General features: G+C 64.3%; 15 protein-coding genes. 9 read left to right on the forward strand and 6 right to left on the reverse strand.

Annotated elements, in window-relative coordinates; all coding sequences use genetic code 11:
- Positions 1–151: 151 nt before the first annotated feature.
- Both RIT73_RS06060 and RIT73_RS06065 read left to right on the forward strand, forming a co-directional pair.
- The gene (locus RIT73_RS06060; protein WP_309131163.1) at positions 152–1,438 is read left to right on the forward strand and encodes an adenylosuccinate synthase; all 1,287 of its coding nucleotides are present in this window, start codon (positions 152–154) and stop codon (positions 1,436–1,438) included.
- Positions 1,439–1,448: 10 nt separating this feature from the next.
- Positions 1,449–2,123, forward strand: a complete 675-nt coding sequence (locus RIT73_RS06065) for a haloacid dehalogenase type II (RefSeq protein ID WP_309131164.1) — start codon at positions 1,449–1,451, stop codon at positions 2,121–2,123.
- 168 nt (positions 2,124–2,291) lie between these two features.
- Here RIT73_RS06065 and RIT73_RS06070 read toward each other — a convergent pair whose 3' ends face one another.
- Both RIT73_RS06070 and RIT73_RS06075 read right to left on the reverse strand, forming a co-directional pair.
- Entirely contained in the window at positions 2,292–2,672 is a 381-nt protein-coding gene (locus tag RIT73_RS06070; RefSeq protein ID WP_309131165.1) for a cupin domain-containing protein, read from the reverse strand.
- A 177-nt stretch (positions 2,673–2,849) separates the two neighbouring features.
- Positions 2,850–3,860: an NAD(P)/FAD-dependent oxidoreductase gene (locus RIT73_RS06075; RefSeq protein ID WP_309131166.1), complete on the reverse strand. Its 1,011-nt coding sequence runs from the start codon at positions 3,858–3,860 to the stop codon at positions 2,850–2,852.
- A 127-nt stretch (positions 3,861–3,987) separates the two neighbouring features.
- Here RIT73_RS06075 and RIT73_RS06080 point away from each other — a divergent pair, with 127 nt between their 5' ends.
- The 4 genes from RIT73_RS06080 (at position 3,988) to RIT73_RS06095 (ending at position 9,024) form a co-directional block, all read left to right on the forward strand.
- Positions 3,988–5,613 carry a helix-turn-helix domain-containing protein gene (locus tag RIT73_RS06080; RefSeq protein WP_309131167.1) on the forward strand — a complete coding sequence of 542 codons (1,626 nt, stop codon included), beginning with the start codon at positions 3,988–3,990 and terminating at the stop codon, positions 5,611–5,613.
- Positions 5,614–5,833: 220 nt separating this feature from the next.
- Positions 5,834–7,264 (forward strand): APC family permease, encoded by a 1,431-nt coding sequence (locus RIT73_RS06085; RefSeq protein ID WP_309131168.1) that lies wholly within the window; start codon positions 5,834–5,836, stop codon positions 7,262–7,264.
- 12 nt (positions 7,265–7,276) lie between these two features.
- Positions 7,277–7,912 carry a hypothetical protein gene (locus RIT73_RS06090; RefSeq protein ID WP_309131169.1) on the forward strand — a complete coding sequence of 212 codons (636 nt, stop codon included), beginning with the start codon at positions 7,277–7,279 and terminating at the stop codon, positions 7,910–7,912.
- The gene (locus RIT73_RS06095; protein ID WP_309131170.1) at positions 7,909–9,024 is read left to right on the forward strand and encodes a Zn-dependent alcohol dehydrogenase; all 1,116 of its coding nucleotides are present in this window, start codon (positions 7,909–7,911) and stop codon (positions 9,022–9,024) included. Before RIT73_RS06090 ends, RIT73_RS06095 begins: the two co-directional genes overlap by 4 nt.
- A 1,470-nt stretch (positions 9,025–10,494) precedes the next feature.
- On the opposite strand, the gene RIT73_RS06100 is transcribed toward RIT73_RS06095, so the two are convergent.
- Entirely contained in the window at positions 10,495–11,016 is a 522-nt protein-coding gene (locus tag RIT73_RS06100) for a TetR/AcrR family transcriptional regulator (protein ID WP_309131171.1), read from the reverse strand.
- A gap of 92 nt (positions 11,017–11,108) precedes the next feature.
- Between RIT73_RS06100 and RIT73_RS06105 the strand changes: the two genes are divergently transcribed.
- Positions 11,109–12,671, forward strand: a complete 1,563-nt coding sequence (locus RIT73_RS06105) for an MFS transporter (RefSeq protein ID WP_309131172.1) — start codon at positions 11,109–11,111, stop codon at positions 12,669–12,671.
- Positions 12,672–12,686: 15 nt separating this feature from the next.
- On the opposite strand, the gene RIT73_RS06110 is transcribed toward RIT73_RS06105, so the two are convergent.
- Positions 12,687–14,228 carry a CoA transferase gene (locus RIT73_RS06110; RefSeq protein WP_309131173.1) on the reverse strand — a complete coding sequence of 514 codons (1,542 nt, stop codon included), beginning with the start codon at positions 14,226–14,228 and terminating at the stop codon, positions 12,687–12,689.
- Between the two features lie 34 nt (positions 14,229–14,262).
- On the reverse strand, positions 14,263–15,213 hold the full coding sequence (locus RIT73_RS06115) for an NAD(P)-dependent oxidoreductase (protein ID WP_375294977.1): 951 nt from the start codon (positions 15,211–15,213) through the stop codon (positions 14,263–14,265).
- Positions 15,214–15,324: 111 nt separating this feature from the next.
- Here RIT73_RS06115 and RIT73_RS06120 point away from each other — a divergent pair, with 111 nt between their 5' ends.
- Entirely contained in the window at positions 15,325–16,761 is a 1,437-nt protein-coding gene (locus RIT73_RS06120; RefSeq protein WP_309131175.1) for a PLP-dependent aminotransferase family protein, read from the forward strand.
- 127 nt (positions 16,762–16,888) lie between these two features.
- Entirely contained in the window at positions 16,889–17,731 is an 843-nt protein-coding gene (locus RIT73_RS06125) for an SDR family oxidoreductase (protein WP_309131176.1), read from the forward strand.
- A gap of 280 nt (positions 17,732–18,011) precedes the next feature.
- Here RIT73_RS06125 and RIT73_RS06130 read toward each other — a convergent pair.
- On the reverse strand, positions 18,012–19,072 hold a 1,061-nt coding region (locus tag RIT73_RS06130), incomplete at its 5' end, for a tripartite tricarboxylate transporter permease (RefSeq protein ID WP_309131177.1).

Raw genomic sequence — 19,072 nt, forward strand, 5'->3', positions numbered from 1 at the left:
CCCCCACGGGTTCGGGAAGACCTGCGGGACGGCAACTCGCCTGGTCGGAATACTCGCCGTGGTCCGCCCGCGGGGAACGTCGCGTCGGGGTGACCCAGTAGACTGATCCGGTACTGACTCCCTCTCTTTCACTTCGGGGTGAACTTAACTCATGCCAGCAATCGTTGTGGTCGGCGCTCAATGGGGCGACGAAGGTAAAGGCAAAACCACCGACATCCTCGGCACCAGCGTTGACTACGTGGTCAAGCCGAACGGCGGGAACAACGCAGGCCACACGGTTGTCGTCGGTGGGGAGAAGTACGAGCTCAAGCTGCTTCCGGCCGGGATCCTCTCACCCAATGTCGTGCCGGTCATCGGCAACGGCGTGGTCGTCAACCTCGAGGCCCTGTTCGAAGAGATCGACGCCCTGGAATCCCGCGGCGCGGACACCTCGAAGCTGCGGATCTCAGCCAACGCCCACCTCGTCGCGCCCTATCACCAGACGATCGACAAGGTGACGGAACGATTCCTCGGCAAACGGGCCATCGGCACCACCGGTCGCGGCATCGGCCCGGCGTACATGGACAAGGTCGGTCGTCTCGGCATCCGAGTGCAGGACATCTTCGACGAGTCGATCCTGCGGCAGAAGATCGAAGGATCGCTGCGGCAGAAGAACGAACTGCTCGTCAAGGTCTACAACCGTCGCGCAGTCAGCGTCGATGAGATCGTCGAATACTTCCTGCGCTACGTCGATCGCCTGCGTCCCTACGTCGCCGAGACCGAGCAGATGCTCAACGACGCCCTCGACCGGGACGAGGTCATCGTCATGGAGGGCGGCCAGGCGACCATGCTCGACGTCGACCACGGCACCTACCCGTTCGTGACCTCCTCGAACCCGACCGCCGGTGGATCGTGTGTCGGATCGGGCATCGGCCCGACCCGGATCAACCGGGTCGTCGGCATCGTCAAGGCCTACACCACTCGCGTGGGTGCCGGACCGTTCCCCACGGAGCTGTTCGACGACATGGGCGAATACCTGCAGAAGGCCGGGGGAGAGTTCGGCGTCAACACCGGTCGCCCGCGCCGCTGCGGCTGGTACGACGCCGTCATTGCCCGCTACGCCTCCCGCGTTAACGGCTTCACTGACTACGTGCTGACTAAGCTCGACGTGCTCACCGGCATCAAGGAGATCCCGGTCTGCGTGGCCTACGACGTCGACGGCCAGCGCCACGACGAGATGCCGGTCAGCCAGTCCGACTTCCACCACGCCAAGCCGATCTACGAATACTTCGAAGGCTGGGACGAGGACATCACCGGAGCCCGGACCTTCGAGGACCTGCCCGCGAACGCGCAGAAGTACGTCCTGGCGCTCGAGGAGATCTCAGGCTGCCGGATGTCGGTCATCGGCGTCGGACCCGATCGCGAACAATCGATCGTGCGCCACGACCTGCTGGATTGAGGAGGTCCCCGTGGCTCAGTTTCAGATCCGTCCCGAGTACGTGTCGTTCGATAACTACGGGACCCTCATCAGTTGGCATATGAATGACACCGCCCGAGAACTGACCCGGGGACAGCTGGATGACGAGCAGTTCGCCGCGTTCACGGCAATCTTCCGCCGGTATCGCTACGACGCCGTGTTGGGCGACTACCTGCCCTATGACACCATCCTGCAGAACTCCTTCGATCGCGCGTGCAAGCGGCACGGGATCGAATCAACGCCGGAGGCCGGAACGGTGCTGGGTGAGGCGGTCGCATCGTGGGGCGCCCACGACGGCATCGTCGAACCGCTGACGACCATGGGCAAGAACTACAAGCTGGTCATCCTCTCCAACGGGGATGACTGGCATTTGAACAAGTCGGTGGCTCGCCTCGGCGCCGATTTCCACGCCGTCCTCACTGCGGAGCAGGCGCAGTCGTACAAGCCGCGGTACCAGGCGTTCGAGTACATGCTCGAGACATTGAACGCTCGGCCGGAGGACTTCCTCCACGTCTCCTCGCACACCCGCTACGACCTCATTCCCGCCGATGACCTCGGGTTCACCAACAAGGTGTACTTCAACCGGGGCTTCGACCCGCACGCTCGGGCGTACAATTACCGGACCGTGGCGTCGCTGGGCGAGGTCAATGCGATGCTGGGGCTGTGAGACGACGAGGCGGCAAGGTCGAAGCGGATCGTTTTACACCGTGGGCCCATCACCGACGGCTGAACTTCCACCATCAATACCGAACTTCCTCGGTGCCCTGTGCGAGATCGATGTCCAGTTCCTCCTAGGAGGAATGATTCTGCGATATTCGAGCCAGGCATCCTGGTCCTAAGACCAGACGTACTCCACGTCGTCGATTGAATCTGTCTTGTACACGTATACGAACTCGAGGGGAACGTCGCCGGTATTGCGGATACCGTGCTCTCGGTTCGACGGGATGTACACTCCCGAACCGGCACGCACGGCGTGCTCGATGCCCTCCAAAATCACGACGCCCCGGCCCGTGAGAACTTGATACACCTCGGCCGCAGCATGACAGTGAAGACCCAACCACCCGCCGGGCTCAAGGCGAGCGACACCCGAGCACAGGTCTTTCGTTGGCGTGCTGCCATCTCCAATGACTGTCCGGAACGAGATCTTTCCGCGATCGTCAGACCAGACCTCCTTCTCTGCTTCGTCGATGTGCCGGGTTGTAGGTGTGGCGGTCATTCTTTGCCCTCCTCCGTGTAGCTGGATCGCTCAGACGTTCGCTTCTGATGCCTCGATGCAGAGACAGAGTTCCGGCTCCCAAGTTTCCGTGCCGGGAACCCGACAGTGACATTGCCACTGCTGCCGGAAGATCTGAGGTCGTCCTGTGCTGACGATGCAGCAGTGAGTGGGCAACGGTCATTCTCCTGCGAACCGGTTCGCAGGCGGGGCCGGGTGGGGTGTCGGGCTATCGGTAGGGTGTCCGCGCACCGAGGTCGCGCAGGCGATTCCTGCGACTGTTCCTGTGCCAATGGCGACTGGGATCAGCTGCAGTCCCGCGGTGATGTCCCCCGCGGCGTAGACCCCGTCGACGCTGGTGAGTTGGAAGTCGTTGACGATGATTCGGCCCTCGTGGTCGAGTTCGCATCCCAGCTGTTGGGCGAGGTCATGGACGGGGTGATGGCCGTAAGAGAAGAAGACAGTGCCACCCTTGACGAGGTTTCCACCTGCCAACCGCACTCCGCTCAGAGCTCCCGGTGCCCCGACCAATGACTCAGCGACACCGTCCACGACGTCAATCTCATGACTGGCCAGCGTAGCCCGCTGGTCGTCGGTGACTCCGTCGACGGTGGGGTCGTTGATGATCCGCACGGTGTCGGCCCAGTCGAGCAGTTCCGCTGCGTACTCGGGCAACTGGGCACCAGAACCCAATACGATCACCGTCTGACCACGAGCGGTGTACCCCTCGCAAGCCGGGCAATGGTGAACGTCGACGCCGTAATGATCGCTGAAGCCGACGATCTGCGGGAGCTGGTCTTTCACCCCGGTGGCCAAGATCACCCGTCCCGCGGAGATCTCGCCGTCGCCGACAGTCGCGTGAAACAGACCGTCACCATCTTGGTGCAAGGATGAGACCGTCCCGTGGCGAAGAGCCACGTGGGGGTACTGTTCCAACCCGGCACGGGAGTCGATGAGCAGCTGCTGCGGGGTGATCGGATCACGGCCCAGCAGGCCGTGGGCACGATCAGCAGGAAGATTCCGCTGATTCCCTGCGTCCACGACTACAGTGCTGCGCCAGTACCGCCCTAGCCAAGTGGCTGCGGACAGCCCGGCAGGACCTCCTCCGACGACAAGGGCATCGACAACAGGGGGAAGATCGGAGCTCATCGGCCCTCCACGGCTCGTCGCAAGTACTGCATCATCAGTCATAGCTCATCCTACGGAAACACAGGCTCTCCACGAAGGGCCTTCTTCACCACACCTGACGAGCCGACCCTGAGCACGGCCTTGCCATGCGCACGCCTCGGTTGAATCACCTCGGCGGTACCATCGACGTGTGAGCCTCAGCCTCCGGAAACTTCTCGAGAATCCCTCGCTCGATCTTCGTCTCATCGTCGACCCGAGCGAGGATTCCGCGTCTGAGGCTGCCCTCGACCACGAATTCGAGTGGCTGCACGCGACCGACATGATCGACCCGACGCCGTTCCTGGGACCGGCAGAAGTCATCCTCACCCTGGGCTGGCAGTTTCCGATCACCGACTCAGTCGACCCGTCCGTGTCCGAGGTGCGGGTCCCCGCCGACAAGCTCGAGAAGATCTACGACGACTATGCCGCACTGGTCGCTGCTCATGGGGTGATCGGAATCGGGTTCGGTAGCGACGTCGTCCATCGTGGCGTGCCACGCCCTCTCGTCAACGCGTGCAGCAAACACAGCCTGATTCTCTTCGATGTTCCCTACGAGATCTCGTTCATGGACCTGCTCCAAGAGGCTGCACGCGTCGTTCAACGGGACCAGAGTGAACGGCAGACTCGTTCACTGCGGGCGCAGAAGGCGATCGCTCACGCAGCGACCCGGCGCGATGGACTCAACGCAACCCTGCGAGAAACAGCACGCCAACTGGGCTGCGGAGTGTCCCTCTTCGATTCGCTCGGACACTCGGTGATCACGGTCGAAGCGCCCAGAGGACCGCGAGTCGGTGAAACCGAGATCGCTCCGGTCGTGAGAAAGGCACTGACCGAGCAGCTGCGATTCTGCACTGCGCAGGTCAGCGACGAAGTCGAGGCCATCGTCCAGATGCTGGGTGAGTCGACCGATCCGACGGGTGTTCTCGTCCTCACTCTCAGCGAAGGTTTCGACGACGTGTCGCGGAATGTTCTCTCCAGCGTTCTCGCGCTGGTCAGCGTCTCCCTCGAGCAGAACCAGGCGCTCGCCTCCCTGCACACGACACTTCGCCAAGCCCTGCTCCAGCTGCTGCTCTCGGGCAACATCGGCATGACGCGGCACATCCTCGAAAGCGTATGGGGGCCGCTCCCCGTCCCGCCGATGGTCGCGATGGTGGGCATCCCACGACGATTCGAGGTCACACGGATTCTGCCGCGACTGGAGTCGATGACCTCCAACGACGAGGCGCCTGTGTTCTACGCGCGATACCAGAATGACCTCGCGGTCCTCCTCCAGGCCGAACACGTCGAGCAGGTGATCGCGCATCTCGAACCCTTCGACCTGGTCATCGGGCGATCCCGCTGCGACCGCTGGGACGGACTCGAACTCGCCCTCGAAGAGGCGAGGAAAGCCGCCGAGTACGGCATCCGCACGGGGAAGACCGGGGCGATCGCCTTCTCCGGAATCTGGCAGGACGGGGTCGCCGACCTCATCGATGCTTCGGACGCCTCCCACGTCTCCAGACGAGTCCTGGCGCCCCTCGCGAGATTCGACAAATCGAACAATGGCGAGCTGATCACCACCCTGAGGGTATGGCTCGAGAACCACGGCAAACTCCAGCCCGCCGCACGAGCACTCGACGTGCACCGGCACACTCTGATGGCGCGTCTCGAGAAGATCGCCCAACTGACCGGTTCCGACCTCGATGACTTCCAAGTCCGCGCGAATCTTGTTCTCGCACTTCGCTATTACCGCCAAGGGGCGGCTGATGAAGGCAACGGAAACTCGTCGATGCCCTGACCGGCACGTTTCGTTCTGGTTGACCGACCACCGACGCTCGACAAAGTGTCCAGCCCGAGCCGACTTGGGTCGACGGATTTGTGCAGCCACCGGCGCGGATCCCGCTTGAGGTTGTCGAGTTCATCTGCAGTTTCCAACACTGTGTCGATGTTCCTCAGGTCGTCCCAGGCACTAGATTGTCAACGGCGCAATCACGCATCACGGGCAAAGGAGCACAATGATGACGAAATTGAAGCGGAGCCTCGGATTCGGGGCGGCCTATGCTGCCTCGACCGGATTGGTCGTCTCCGGCACGGCAATGGTGTCCCTCGGCAACGGGTTCGGCATCGGCGGACTCGCCTTCGCGATCCCGGCCTTCGCCGGGCTGATCATCATCACCATGGTGGCGATCTCTTACGGAGAGCTGGCATCGATGCTGCCCGGCGGTGGAATGGTCGGCGAGTACACACTCCCGGCGCTCGGACGTCTCATGGCGATCATCGCGGTGCTCGGCGGGTACCTCGTCCTCGTCTCCGCCGACGGTGGAACTCAGCTCCTCGTCGCCGGAGAGTCCTTCGAATCGCTGACAGGATTCCCCGCCGCAGCCTTCTCCTTCGGCCTGCTCATCATTCTGCTCGTCCTCAACATCTCAGGCGTCGACATCTTCGCTCGGGTGCAGATTCCTGTCGTCTTCGGCATGATGGGCATCCTCGCGATCATGGGAGTCGCCGGGGTCCTCGGCCTCTCGAATCAGCCGACCGTCGACAACCCGGTCCTCAACACCGACTGGGGCACACTCGCTTCGATGGGTGCGGTGGCGATCTGGCTCTACATCGGAATGGAGTTCGTGGCACCCCTCGCCGAGGAGGTGCAGCGTCCCTGGAAGAACATCCCACTGGCTATGGTCGTCGGCGTCGCCACCATCTTCGTCGTCGACGTCCTCTTCGGGTGGGGCGCTACTCACTACGCGAATCTCGGCGAAATGGCGGAATCCTCCATTCCCCACGTCGTCGGAGCCACCGCGATCTTCGGCGCCGCCGGAGGATTCATCATGACGGTCGTGACGATCCTCGCCTCGTTCTCCACCGGCAACTCCTACCTCGCCGCGATCCCACGCATGCTCTACGGCCTGGCCAACGAGGGACTGCTGCCGAAGTGGCTGGCGAAGGTCAGTCGACGCTCGCGCGTGCCCTGGACGGGAATGCTCGTCACCGCCGGGTGCATGGCATCGGTGCTCGTCTACTCGACGATGTCCGACGGTGGCATTGACCTGATCCTCCAACTCGTCAGCATCGCCTGCACCACGTGGCTGCTCAGCTACATCATCGCCCAGGTCGACGTCATCGTCCTGCGCAGGCGGTACCCCAATGCGAGCCGGCCCTTCAAGACGCCGTTCTACCCGCTCCCGCAGGTCATCGGAATCCTCTCCTGCACCTACCTCATCGTGTTCATCGTTCCCGAGCTCGAAGCCAGGTTGGTTGTGTGGGGAACCGCGGCCGTCATCATCGCCGCAATTGCGCTGTTCGGAGTGGTCTGGCTCAAACTCAACCGACTGCCTCTGTTCACGCCCACCGACTTGGTCCAAACTCAGACGAACATCGTCGATCGGTCCGAAGCTCTCGAAGGTGACAACCCGAGCGGTCCCGTCGCATCCGTCACCCGCGAAGTCTGAAGGGCGGGGACCATGAAGAGAATCTGGAGCAAACCGCAGAAGAACGCCCTCGACGGCGACGGCCCGATCGTCGATCGAGCTCGGCAGGCGCTCTACCGGGTCGCAGCCCAATTCGGTGAAGTCACCGATCGGGAGCGGACGCAGGCCACAGTGACAACTCCCGACGGACTCGAGCTCGTCTTTGCGTACGACAACGGAAACTACATCTTCTCCAGGGTGTACAACCTGTCCATCTCAACAGTGCTTCCAATGGGCACCGAGGTGCAGGCAGGCACTGAGGTCGCGTTCAAGGGAAGTGCCGGGCCGGCTTTCGTCCCGGCCAAGACTGCTGGTGGTCTCGCCGTGGCAAGGACCGCGACGACGACGGCCTCCTCGGCGACGACCACCTCGGCGATGGCCGACCTCAACGCGGTCGCGGGTGACCACCTGCGCGGGATCGACCTCCTGTCCGCCCAAGTCCGCTCCCAGGCGGGCCGGCGGGTACTCCACCTCACTCCGATGGGCGGCTCCTTCGTCTGGGTGCTCATCCCGCCGGTCTTCAAAGCAACGGCCTTTCCGCCGGGCGAGCCCGGCCGGATCCTTGAACTCATCCGCGCACTCCGCGGATTCTCCACCTCCGCCACCACTCCGAAAGGACATCACGCATGAGCACTGTCGACGTCAGGGCAGCAGTCTTCACCGGGCCGAACAAGCCCCTCGAGATCCAGGATCTGAGCATTCCCGCCGAGCCGGGACCGAACGAGGTCCTCGTCCGGCTCGCAGCTTCGGGCGTGTGCCACAGCGACCTCCATGCTCTCGACGGCGAGTGGGAGACCCCGGCTCCGCTGGTGCTCGGTCATGAAGGCGCCGGAATCGTCGTCGCAGTCGGTTCCGAAGTCAACGACCTCGAGGTCGACGACCACGTGATCCTGTCCTGGACGCCGTCGTGCCAGAAGTGCGAATTCTGCGTCTCCGGGCGTCCCGTTCTGTGCCAGTTGGCGAACGAGACCGCGTACAAGCACGTGTTCTTCGACGGCAAGCCCCGGCTGAGTGCGGGCGACGAGGAGGTCAAGAGCTTCCTTGCCGTCGGCTCCTTCGGCGATCACGCGATGGTCCCGGCATCGGCCGCGATCAGGATCCGCAAGGACGCTCCGTTGGCCCAAGCCGCGCTGGTCGGCTGCGCCGTGACCACCGGAATCGGTGCGGTAGTCAACACCGCCGAGGTGGAACCCGGCAGCACCGTCCTCGTCGTCGGATGCGGGGGAGTGGGCCTCAACGTCGTCCAGGGCGCTCGACTGGCAGGTGCCAGGCAGATCATCGTCGCCGACATCAGCGAGGACAAGCTCGAGCTCGGGCGGAAGTTCGGCGCCACCCACACGATCAACAGCAAGGAAAACAACCTCGTCGAGGCCGTCCGCGAACTCACCGATGGGCGAGGAGTCGACTACGCTTTCGAAGCGATCGGCCTGCCCTTCACCATCGAAGCCTGCTACGAAGCGATTCGCCGAGGCGGCACCGCAGTGGTTGTGGGACAGGTGGCCGACGGCGTGAAGATCTCGATCGACCCATTCGTCATGAGTGACCAGGAGAAGCGGCTGGTCGGATCGAACTACGGCTCGAGCCGCCAGTCGATCGACTTCCCGAAGATCATCGACCTCTACATGGAAGGACTCGTCGACCTCGATTCCATGATCACCGACCGGATCGCTCTGGACGAGGTCAACGAAGCGTTCGACGAGATGCGTCAGGGGCGGGGCATCCGCAGCGTGATCGAGTACTGAGGCGAGGCTTCCTCCAACTCGTGGATCGAGGTCATTTTGGTCTGATGTTTCCTGGTGGGAACGGACCAAAACGACCTCGATCTGCGCTGTGACCCGATTGAGGCAGGGGTCTCACATGGAATGTGTTCGGCCGCGCCGTTATTGTCGCCGCAGATGATGCAGAATCTTCTGTTCGAGTTGTCCGAAGTCGGTTCGGCTGGTGACGCGGAGGACTGTCCACCCCTCTTGGTGGAGCGCCTCGTACCTTTCGATGTCATGGGCCCACTGTCTGCGCGAGAGCAGATGGTGCTCGCCCTCGTATTCGAGGGCGAGTAAGGCGTCGGGGTACCCAAGATCCGGCTCCACCGACTGCCCGAGCAGCGCAGAGTGCACGGATGGGTGCACGACTGGTTCGGGGAGTCCGACCGATCTGAGCCACAGTCGCAGGTCGGTCTCTTTGGGCGAATCAACGGTTTCGCGCACGAGCTCCAATCCTGCTCGCAGATGAGACCTGGCGCGGATCTGAGGCCGTCTTGCCTTCATATTCAACTCGGTCAACGAGATCTGAGGAGGCCCGTGCCAGTTTCCGACTGCTGCGTCGCCGAGGCGGACTAGCTCCGGCAGTGCCAACTCGGCTGCGAGACCAATGATCACATCCGCTGCGTCGAGCAAAGGCAGTCCGAACCAGTTCCGAAGTGAGTGGTGGATGGTGCGATGGAGTGTCACGTTCGGCAGGCGAAGACGGAGGTTCCTGTCGTTGCTGGCCACGTGCAGATGAGAAGTCATCAAACGCTGAGGCAGGGGCCACCCGTAGAGCTGCGCCGCGGTGGCATGAGCTCCTACGATCCCGGGCTTCTTCAGCGAGGCGGCTCGAAGTCGCTGGGCGGTCCGCATCCAGTCCCAGTCGGCCCACAACGGTACTGGATATTTGGTGAATGTCTCTGTGTCCATTCGGACTCCGGGCAGTACCACTGGATATCTCTGTGACTTGAGCAGGGCGTGGCGGCTGATGCCCAGTTCCGCGAATTTCTTCGCTTCGAACAGAACAGGAAAGTCGCGGAATTCCCATTGGAGCTGATTGAACATGCTCGAGATGCTCGTCGAAGCGGAACGGGTTCTGAAGAGTGTGGTTGTCGACTGTGGAGTTCGCGACTGGGTCCACACCGCTCAAGCACCGAAGTGGCGCTTTCGTCCCCAACCAGTCATGCACGAGTCAGGCTCGCCCGGAATCTGCCGATCGAGGTCGTTTCGGTCCGATATTCCATGGAGTGGCCGGACCAAACCGACCTCGATCGGAGATTATGGACGAAGAGCGGAGGAGGGAGGCGGATCGGCTCGGGACGAGTGATGTCCTCCGGCTGCTGAGGACGAGTCGACTCGTTCCTCTTGAGCCAGCGACGGTTCTCGACTCGTTCTTCTCGAGCTCGAGGCAGCGACGCCGGGTTTGCCGTAGTCTCGTTCAGGCTGTCGGCTCTCGGACGTCGAACGTCCCTACAGCCCCAACCGCGCCAGCACGTTCTTCACGTGCTCGACGGCTTCCTCTGCTGACAGGCCCACGCTCTCCTTGAGGTAGAGACCGTCGCCGATGAGCTGGATGGTGTGGGCCAGATGGATGTCGCCCAGGTGGTCGTTGATGACCTCCAGCCACGCGTTGCGGATCTCCCGGAGGGTTTCGCGAGCCTCGTCGTACTCATGCGACAGCCGGCTTGCGGCGACCAGGCTTCGGTCGAGGGGAGTGCCGATCTCCGCCGAGGTCTCGAGGTAGAAGATGTGCGGCCCCGCCTCGGCGGCCTTCATCTCCTTGATGTCCTCGCTGACGAGAACTCGGAGGCGGTCGAGGCTGCCCTTGACCAGCTCCGCCTTCGACCCGAAGTGATAGAGCAGTCCGCCTTTGGAGACTCCGGCTTCGGCCGCCACCGCGTCGAGGGTCGCGCCCGAGGTGCCGTGTCGTTCGAGCAGGGTCTCGAATGCGTCGAGGAGCTTCTCTTTGGTGTCGGTGGACTTGCGAGCCATATGGGTGAGCCTAACTGAAACTTCTCTGGGCATTCATGCGCGATCGCGCCTACGACTTTTAAACTATACCGTCCAGACGGTATAGTTGAAGCATGTTCACCACACAGACACCACGAAAGCGCGCCGGCCGGCGTGAATGGGCTGGCCTGGCTGTGCTGATGATTCCTGTTCTGCTGATTTCGATCGACAACACCGTCTTGGGATTCGCAATACCGGCAATCAGCACCGGGCTGCATCCCACCGGCACCCAACTCCTCTGGATCGTCGACATCTACCCCCTCATGCTCGCGGGTCTCCTCGTGGCGATGGGCAGCATCGGCGACCGCTTCGGACGCCGCCGACTCCTCCTCATCGGAGCCGTCGGATTCGGACTCGCCTCATTGCTCGCGGCGTTCTCCACCTCGGCGGAGATGCTCATCCTCGCCCGCGCGCTGCTCGGCGTCTTCGGCGCGACCCTGATGCCCTCGACCCTGTCGCTCATCCGCAACATCTTCCACGACGCCAAGGACCGCCAGATCGCGATCGCGACCTGGGCGGCGATGTTCAGCGGCGGCGCGGCATTGGGCCCGATCGTCGGCGGGATGCTCCTCGAACACTTCCACTGGAGCTCCGTCTTCTTCATCAACCTCCCGCTGATCGCTCTCTTCCTCCCCGCAGCCCTCCTGCTGCTGCCCGAATCCCGCGACCCCAACCCGGGACCGGTCGACCCGTCCTCGATCGTGCTGTCAATGCTGACCCTGGCGCCGTTCGTGTTCGCGATCAAACACGCCATGGAGTCCGGCGCCGACCTCCTCTTCTGGGCCAGCATGAGCATCGCCGTGGCGGCCGGTGCGAGCTTCGCTCTGCGCCAGCTCGCCGCGACCAACCCGATGCTCGACGTCAGACTCTTCTCCAACAAGGTCTTCACCTCGGCGGTGACCTCGAATCTGCTCAGCGTCATGGGCATGGCCGGATTCCTCTACTTCGGCACTCAGATGCTGCAGCTGGTGCTCGGTCTGTCCCCGGTCGAGGCCGCCCTCGTGCTGGTGCCCGGCCTCGTCGTCGCCGTCGTCTCCGGCTACGCCGCCGTCCCGATCGTCGCTCGACTGCAGCCGCGCGTGGTCGTCCCGTGTGCGCTGGTCCTCAACGCTGTCGGCCTCGGCATCGTGGCCTTCGACCCCGAGCACTCCGTGGTCGGTATGGCGATCTCGTTCGTCCTCCTCGGCGCCGGCATCGGCACCGCCGAGGTGATCACCAACGACCTCATCATCGCTGCGGTCCCAGCGGAGAAGGCCGGAGCCGCCTCGGCGATCTCGGAGACCGCCTACGAGGTGGGCTCGGTCATCGGCACTGCCGTCCTCGGTGGGCTGGCGACGATGACCTACAGCGGGCACCTCGAATCGCTCATCGGCGCCCGCGCCGAGAAAAGCCAGTTCGAGACGCTCGGCTCGGCGCTCGAGTACACCGAGTCCCTGGGAACGGCGGCGGCGACGAGAATCGCCGACGCAGCGACTCTCGCCTTCGAACACGGAGTGCAGGTCTCGGCAGGTGTCGCGGCCGGCGTCGTGCTCCTGGCGGCGGTCCTCACTGCCTTCGGGCTCAAGGGTGCGGGACGGACTGCCGCGGTGGAGACGACGGAAGTCAGTGAACGAGACGCCGAGGCTTGCCGCTCCTAGTTCGGGCCCTCTCGGTCAGCCTGACCATTCCGCTGGGCCGGAGCCCCACGGGTGCAGCGGCGTCGGATAGCCGGTGGGCGCCCCCGGGAAGTCGAGAACCGGGGGCGCACACTCGACCGACAGTGGTTCACCCGAGTTCGTTGCCACCGGAACCACCGTGCTGGGCAGAGTGACGCCCGAGTTTCCTGATACGGGTTGTGATGGGTTCGAGCGGTGTTGCTTCGCCGGGGATTGCATCAGATCCGACCGTTCTGGGTCCTGGGCTGCCGGCCCCGCGGCCAGGAGCGCGAGAGCGATGCGCGCGAGAGCGATGCGCGCGAGGCTGATGTCGATCGCGAAGGTACCGCCTTGGGTCCTCTGGCGGTGCAGCGCCGTGGCGATGGCGGCGGCGAGGAAATGCCCGGCGGAGTGGTCGAGCGCCTGCACGGGCAGCGCCCCCGGAGTGGTCCCGCCGTCCTTGCTCTCGACCACTGCGATTCCCGACGCCGCCTGGACGAGACTGTCGAATCCGCGCCGCTGTCCCCACGGTCCGTCCGTTCCCCACGCGGAGAGCTGGGCGACGACGAGGCCGGGATGCTTCTCGATGAGCGCCGCCGCATCCAGACCATACGCGGCCAGGGCTGAGGGCCGGTAGCCGTGGACGACGACATCGGCGTCCTCGAGCAGCCGCTCGAACCGCTGACTGTCCCTGCGATCGCCGAGGTTGAGCAGCGTCGTCCTCTTGCCCTGTCCGGTGTCGTAGTGCTGCCACTCCGGTTCCGGCAGTTCGGGGGAGTCGATGCGCAGTACCTCGGCGCCGGCCAGCGCGAGGTCACGAGTGGCGACGGGCCCGGCGATGACACGGGTGAGGTCGAGGACTCGCACTCCCGAGAGTGGGAGTCCGCCATCGGTTCGCCACTGTCGGGGGTCGGCACGACCATGGGAAGCAAAGCCCATCACTGGCGCCGTCTCGAGGAATGTGTGCTGCGGATGGCTGCGCCACTCGTCGGTGTCGCGAACAGCAATGGCCAGAGCGCCCGCGCTCGCCGCCTGATCTTCCAATTCCAACCGCGGCCATTCGCGGATTGCCGCGGCGACCGCCGGCTTCTCCGCGTCTGCGGGAAGTCCCAAGAGCGTCAGGAGTCGCTCGGCATGATGAGGATAGTTCCCGTGCGTGCGCACCCACCCATCGGCTGCTCGCCAGAATCCCGACAGAGGTGCCCACACTGGCGGAGCGGCCGCGTTGACCTTCAGCACTCGATCACTGCCGAATGATGACTGGACTCGGGCGGGATCAACCTTGACTCGATGTTCTCCCGCGATTCCGCGATCCCGCGCAAGGAGAGTCATCGCGAGAGACGAGAGGGCGACACTGTCGACGGCGAGCTCGGCGACTCTCAGATTGGACGTCCAGGTGGGCAGTTTCCGGGCCGATGCGATGGTCTCGAGTTCTCCCGGCCGCAACTCCAAGACGGCGGCCACTTGGCGGCCGAGAGCGTGGACGGGTTCACGCTTCGGTCTGCGCCCGAACTCCGTCCCCAGTTCACGAGCGGTCTCGTTGGTCTGATCGTTCATCATCGCCGCCCCGTCGTCGGTCCGCCTATTCCTCTGGTTATCGTCCCAGGTCCGACTCGTGCCGACCAGCAGTTTTCTCGTGATACGTCCGGTGCCGCATGGCGCTGACGACTGCCACCATGTCCTCATGGTCATGACCGGACGTCGCCGCCTCGGCGAAGAGCACAGTGCAGGTCTCCATCAGCGGAGTGGCAGTGCCTGCCTGACGGGCCTGATCGACGATGAGCCGGCAGTTCTTGAGCACATCCGGTATGGCGGCCTGCGGTGTCCAGTCACTATGGGCGAGTTTCTCACTCTTGGCTCTCGAGACTGCCGAGGCCATCGGGCCGACGTCGAGGATGTCGCGGAGAAGGTCGACGTCGAGCCCATTCTCCTCGGCGAAGTGGAAGGACTCGGCCAGGCCAGTGACCACCGAGATGAGGAACGTGTTCACGGCGAGTTTCATCGTCAGCGCCGCCGGTGCCTGACCGCAGCGGACCACGGTCTGACACATGGCACGAAGATGCGGTTCGACCGTGTCGAGGACGGAATCCTCACCGGCGACCATGGCGATGAGCTTCGCGTCCACGGCCGGCTGCCGGGAACCGGAGACGGGGGCCTCGACGTAGGCCCCACCCCGGCGCTTGATCTCCTCAGCCAGAGTTCGCGAGAACGCGGGAGCCACGGTGCTCATCAGCACGATGATCCGATCCTGCAGGTCCACCGATCCGTCGCGGGGGAGCACCGCGTCGATGGCGGCCTCGTCGGAGAGCATGAGGAAGACGATGCGGCACGTTGCGAACACCTCCGCTGAGGTGGTCGCCACGTGTGCTCCCAGCTGTCCAAGCGCCGCGGTGGGGGCCTGCGATCGGTTCCAGACCGTGAGCGGAGTGGATTGGACAAGGTTGGTCACCATTGCCGACCCCATCAGCCCCAACCCGATGAACCCGACTTCCGGGGCAGCCTCGGGGCTCCTTGTTCTGAATACCTGCCGCGCTTGGCTCTGCAATGACGTCATGTCGATCTCGCTTCTCTTCTTCCGCAGTTCTGCACTGTATCGAGCCAATCCAATCGCGTCAGCGGCAGGGACGAACAGTGCCACTTCGACTAAATTGGACTCATGGGCAGCTACCGACTCTCTGCTCGAGCTCTCCTTGACCTCGTCGGCGAACTCGACCCCTCGCGTGCCGTCTACGAGATGCTCGCGGAGCGGATTCGGCTGCTCATCATGGACGGCAGGATCCCCGCAGGGACTCGCCTGCCATCGGAGCGGGAACTCGCCGCGCGAGCAGGGAGAAGCCGAACCACCATCGTCGCCAGCTACCAATCCCTTCGCGATGCCGGGTATCTGGTGAGCCGGCAGGGGTCCGGGAGCAGCGCTGCCCTCCCGGACGGCCAATCCGGGCGGGTCGATACAGACCGTGTCATCGACTTCGCCAGGGCCGTGCCGCCTCCGGTCGCCGGGCTCGAGGCGCTCTTCGCCTCGGTGTCATTCGTCGAGGCGTTGAACGGTCCCGGGTTCGACCTGCAGGGAAGACTGTCTCTGCGCAGCGCCATCGCCCGGCGATACTCCGAGCGCGGACTGCTGACGACGCCGGAACAGATCATGGTGACGATGGGCGGGCAGCACGCGATCGCCCTGATCGCCCACACCGTCATCTCACGCGCCGACAGCGCACTGATCGAAGCGCCGACCTACCCGCATGCCTACGATGCGCTGAGACGGGCGGGAGCCAGACTCGTCACGACTCCGGTGACGACCGACGGGTGGGATCTCGACCATCTGCTCGAGGTCTTGTCCACCGTCCGTCCGGTTCTGGCGTACCTGGTCCCCGATTTCCACAATCCCACGGGAGCGTCGATGCTTCCCGAGGAACGGACACGCGTCGTCGAGACCGCCCTGGCTTCGGGAACCACGCTGGTCATCGATGAAACGACCGCCGATCTCGACATCGACCGAGACTGGGACGACGGTCCCTTTGCCCGGCACGTACACCGGCGCTCGCCGGCCGGCAGCGACGGAGTGATCACGCTCGGGTCGCTGAGCAAGTCCATCTGGGGCGGGCTGAGACTGGGATGGGTCCGAGCATCCACCTCGGTGATTCGTCGCCTCGTTCAGGCACGACCAGCCGGGGATCTTGGCACCCCGCAGATGGAGCAGCTGCTCGCGGAGCAGATCGTCACCTCCCTGCCGCAGCTGCTCGCTCAGCGACGCGAACTCCTGCGCGAGCACCGGGAAGCGCTCAGCCGGCTCCTCACCGAGCATCTGCCAGGGTGGACGGTGCCGGCGCCCCACGGTGGTCTGTCGCTGTGGGCTCAATTGGATCGGCCGGCGAGCTCGGCGCTGACCAGTGTGTGCGAAGCTCATGGTCTCTCCCTCGTCGCCGGCCCGAAGTTCTCGATCGACGGCGCCTTCGAACGGTTCCTCCGCCTGCCCTTCACCTCACCGATCGCCGACCTCAACGAGGGAGTGCGCATCCTGGCGAGGACCTGGGCACAACTCTCGGAGTCGCATCCGGCAGGACACGCAGCGCCTCAGGGGCTCGAGGTGGTCTGACCGTCCACTTACGTCAACTGGACCACGAGCTTCATCGCGAGGACATGATGGAATGAAGACCACACGTCAGCGAATCCCGAACCTGGTGACACTCACCTCGGAAAGGGCATCAAGGCAAAGGAGCACCATGACCCCAACAGCCATCGTCACAGGCGGAAGCCGCGGCATCGGAGCGGAGGTAGTCGGTCGATTGGCGACGACCGGGCACCACGTCCTCCTGGTCTTCACCGAGGATGACCGCGGTGCTGAGGAGACCGCCGCCCGAGGTTCGAATGCCGACGCCTCGGTGGTGCCGTTCAGGTGCGACATCACCGCCGACGATTCACCCATCAGGATCTTCGATGCGGCAGCCGAGCTGGGCACGCCGACCGTCCTCGTCAACAATGCGGGAACCACGGGCGCAATCAGCCCTCTGCGCGACGCCACCGACGAGACCATCCGCAGAGCCATCGACGTCAACCTCACCGCGACGATCAGGCTGTGCCGCGAGGCGATGAGCCGCTGGACTTGCGATGAAAAATCGCGGAACGGCGGATATGTAAGCGACGAAGAACCGCAGAACGAGGGGCCAGCGACCGAGCACGGGCCGCACTGCGACCGCCGGGAAGCTGTTCGCCGTTCCCCGCGCAGCATCGTCAACGTGTCCTCGATCGCGGCGAAGATCGGTTCACCGAACGAGTACGTCTGGTACGCCGCGGCGAAAGCCGGAGTGAACGCACTGACCACCGGGCTCGCTGTCGAGGCCGCGCCTTTCGGCATCCGGGTGAACGCCGTCAACCCCGGCACGACGAGCACGACCATTCATGCGCGGGCAGGCCGACCGAACCGTGCGGCTGAGGCCGGGAAGCGCTCGCCGATGGGCAGACCTGCCGAACCCGACGAGATCGCGGCCGCTGTCGAATGGCTGGTGAGCACCGACGCCAGCTACGTCAATGGAACGATCCTCGACGTCGCCGGCGGGATCCGCTGACGAAGGGTCGCGGTCTCGCCGATCCGGCATGACTTCCTTTGAATGGCACTGTTTGCAAACAGTGCCATCGAAAGGGAGCAGTGTCCGAACGTGAACACGTCTGAAGGAACCAGTGCTCCCGAAAGCAAACCGAGCCGCAGTCGGGCTGCAATCGCCCCGAAACCACAAGATCGCCGAGGTGGTCCCCGGAACTCGGGGACCACCTCGGCGATCGCGGTTGCACCTGCGCAGGACACGTTCAGCGGCTCCGCGCGGGTGCGTGCTCTCGAAGTGCCGTGCCTCAGAGCATCGGCGTGCTCGACTCACGTGGCCTGGAGCCGAACTCGTTCTTCTGCCTCCGCCGAGCCAGCACGCGGCCGGTGCCGGTGTAGACCAGGGCGCCGATGAGCAGCACGTAGAGGACGATCGTGATCGGTGAGGACACGAGGGTCGCCCAGTTGCCGTCGTTGGCGATGAGCGCGTCGCGCAGGCTGGTCTCGGCCAGGGGACCGAGGACCATGCCGATCATCAGCGGTGCCAGCGGGACGCCGTAGCGCTTGAGCACGAAGCTGATGATACCGATGCCGAGCAGGATGAACAGCTCGAGCTGTGACGCCGAGGTCGCGTAGATGCCCAGTCCGCAGAACACCGCGATGCCGCCGTAGAGGTACGGGTCGGGGATCTTCAGCAGCTTGGCCCACAGGGGAGCGAACGGCAGGTTGATCGCGAGCAGGACGATCATGGCGAGGAAGAAGCTCGCGAGCAGACCCCAGACGAGCTCCGGGGACCGGTCGAAGAGCAGCGGTCCCGGCTGCAGGCCGTACTGGCGGAACGCAGCCAGCATGATCGCCGCCGTCGCGGAGATCGGCAGACCAAGAGCCAGCAGCGCACCCATCGCGATGCCCGTCGTCGCACTTCCGGCGGCTTCAGGGGCGGCGAGGCCACGGATGGCGCCGCGGCCGAACTGCGGGTCCTTGCGCTTGGCGTCGAGCTTGCGCTCCAGGCCGTAGGCCATGAACGTCGGCACATCGGCGCCACCGACGGGGATGACGCCGAAAGGCAGACCGATCGCGGTTCCGCGCAGCCACGCCGGCAGAGCCTCGCCGAACTCCTTGCGGGACAGGAACGGCCGGCCCGAGGAACTGATGGTGTTGTCCTGGACCTGCCTGCGGATGCGGGAAGCGATGAAGAAGACCTCACCCAGGGCCAGCAATGCGACGGTCACCGTGACCAGGGAGACGCCGTCGAAGAGCTCGGGCACCCCGAAGGTGAAGCGTTCGGTGCCGGAGACGGAGTCGATGCCGATGACCGAGATCCCGATGCCGAGCACCAGGGCGGACAGGCCCTTGAGCACGGAGTCGG

This window comes from Brevibacterium sp. (assembly GCF_031179145.1).
Lineage (GTDB): Bacteria > Actinomycetota > Actinomycetes > Actinomycetales > Brevibacteriaceae > Brevibacterium.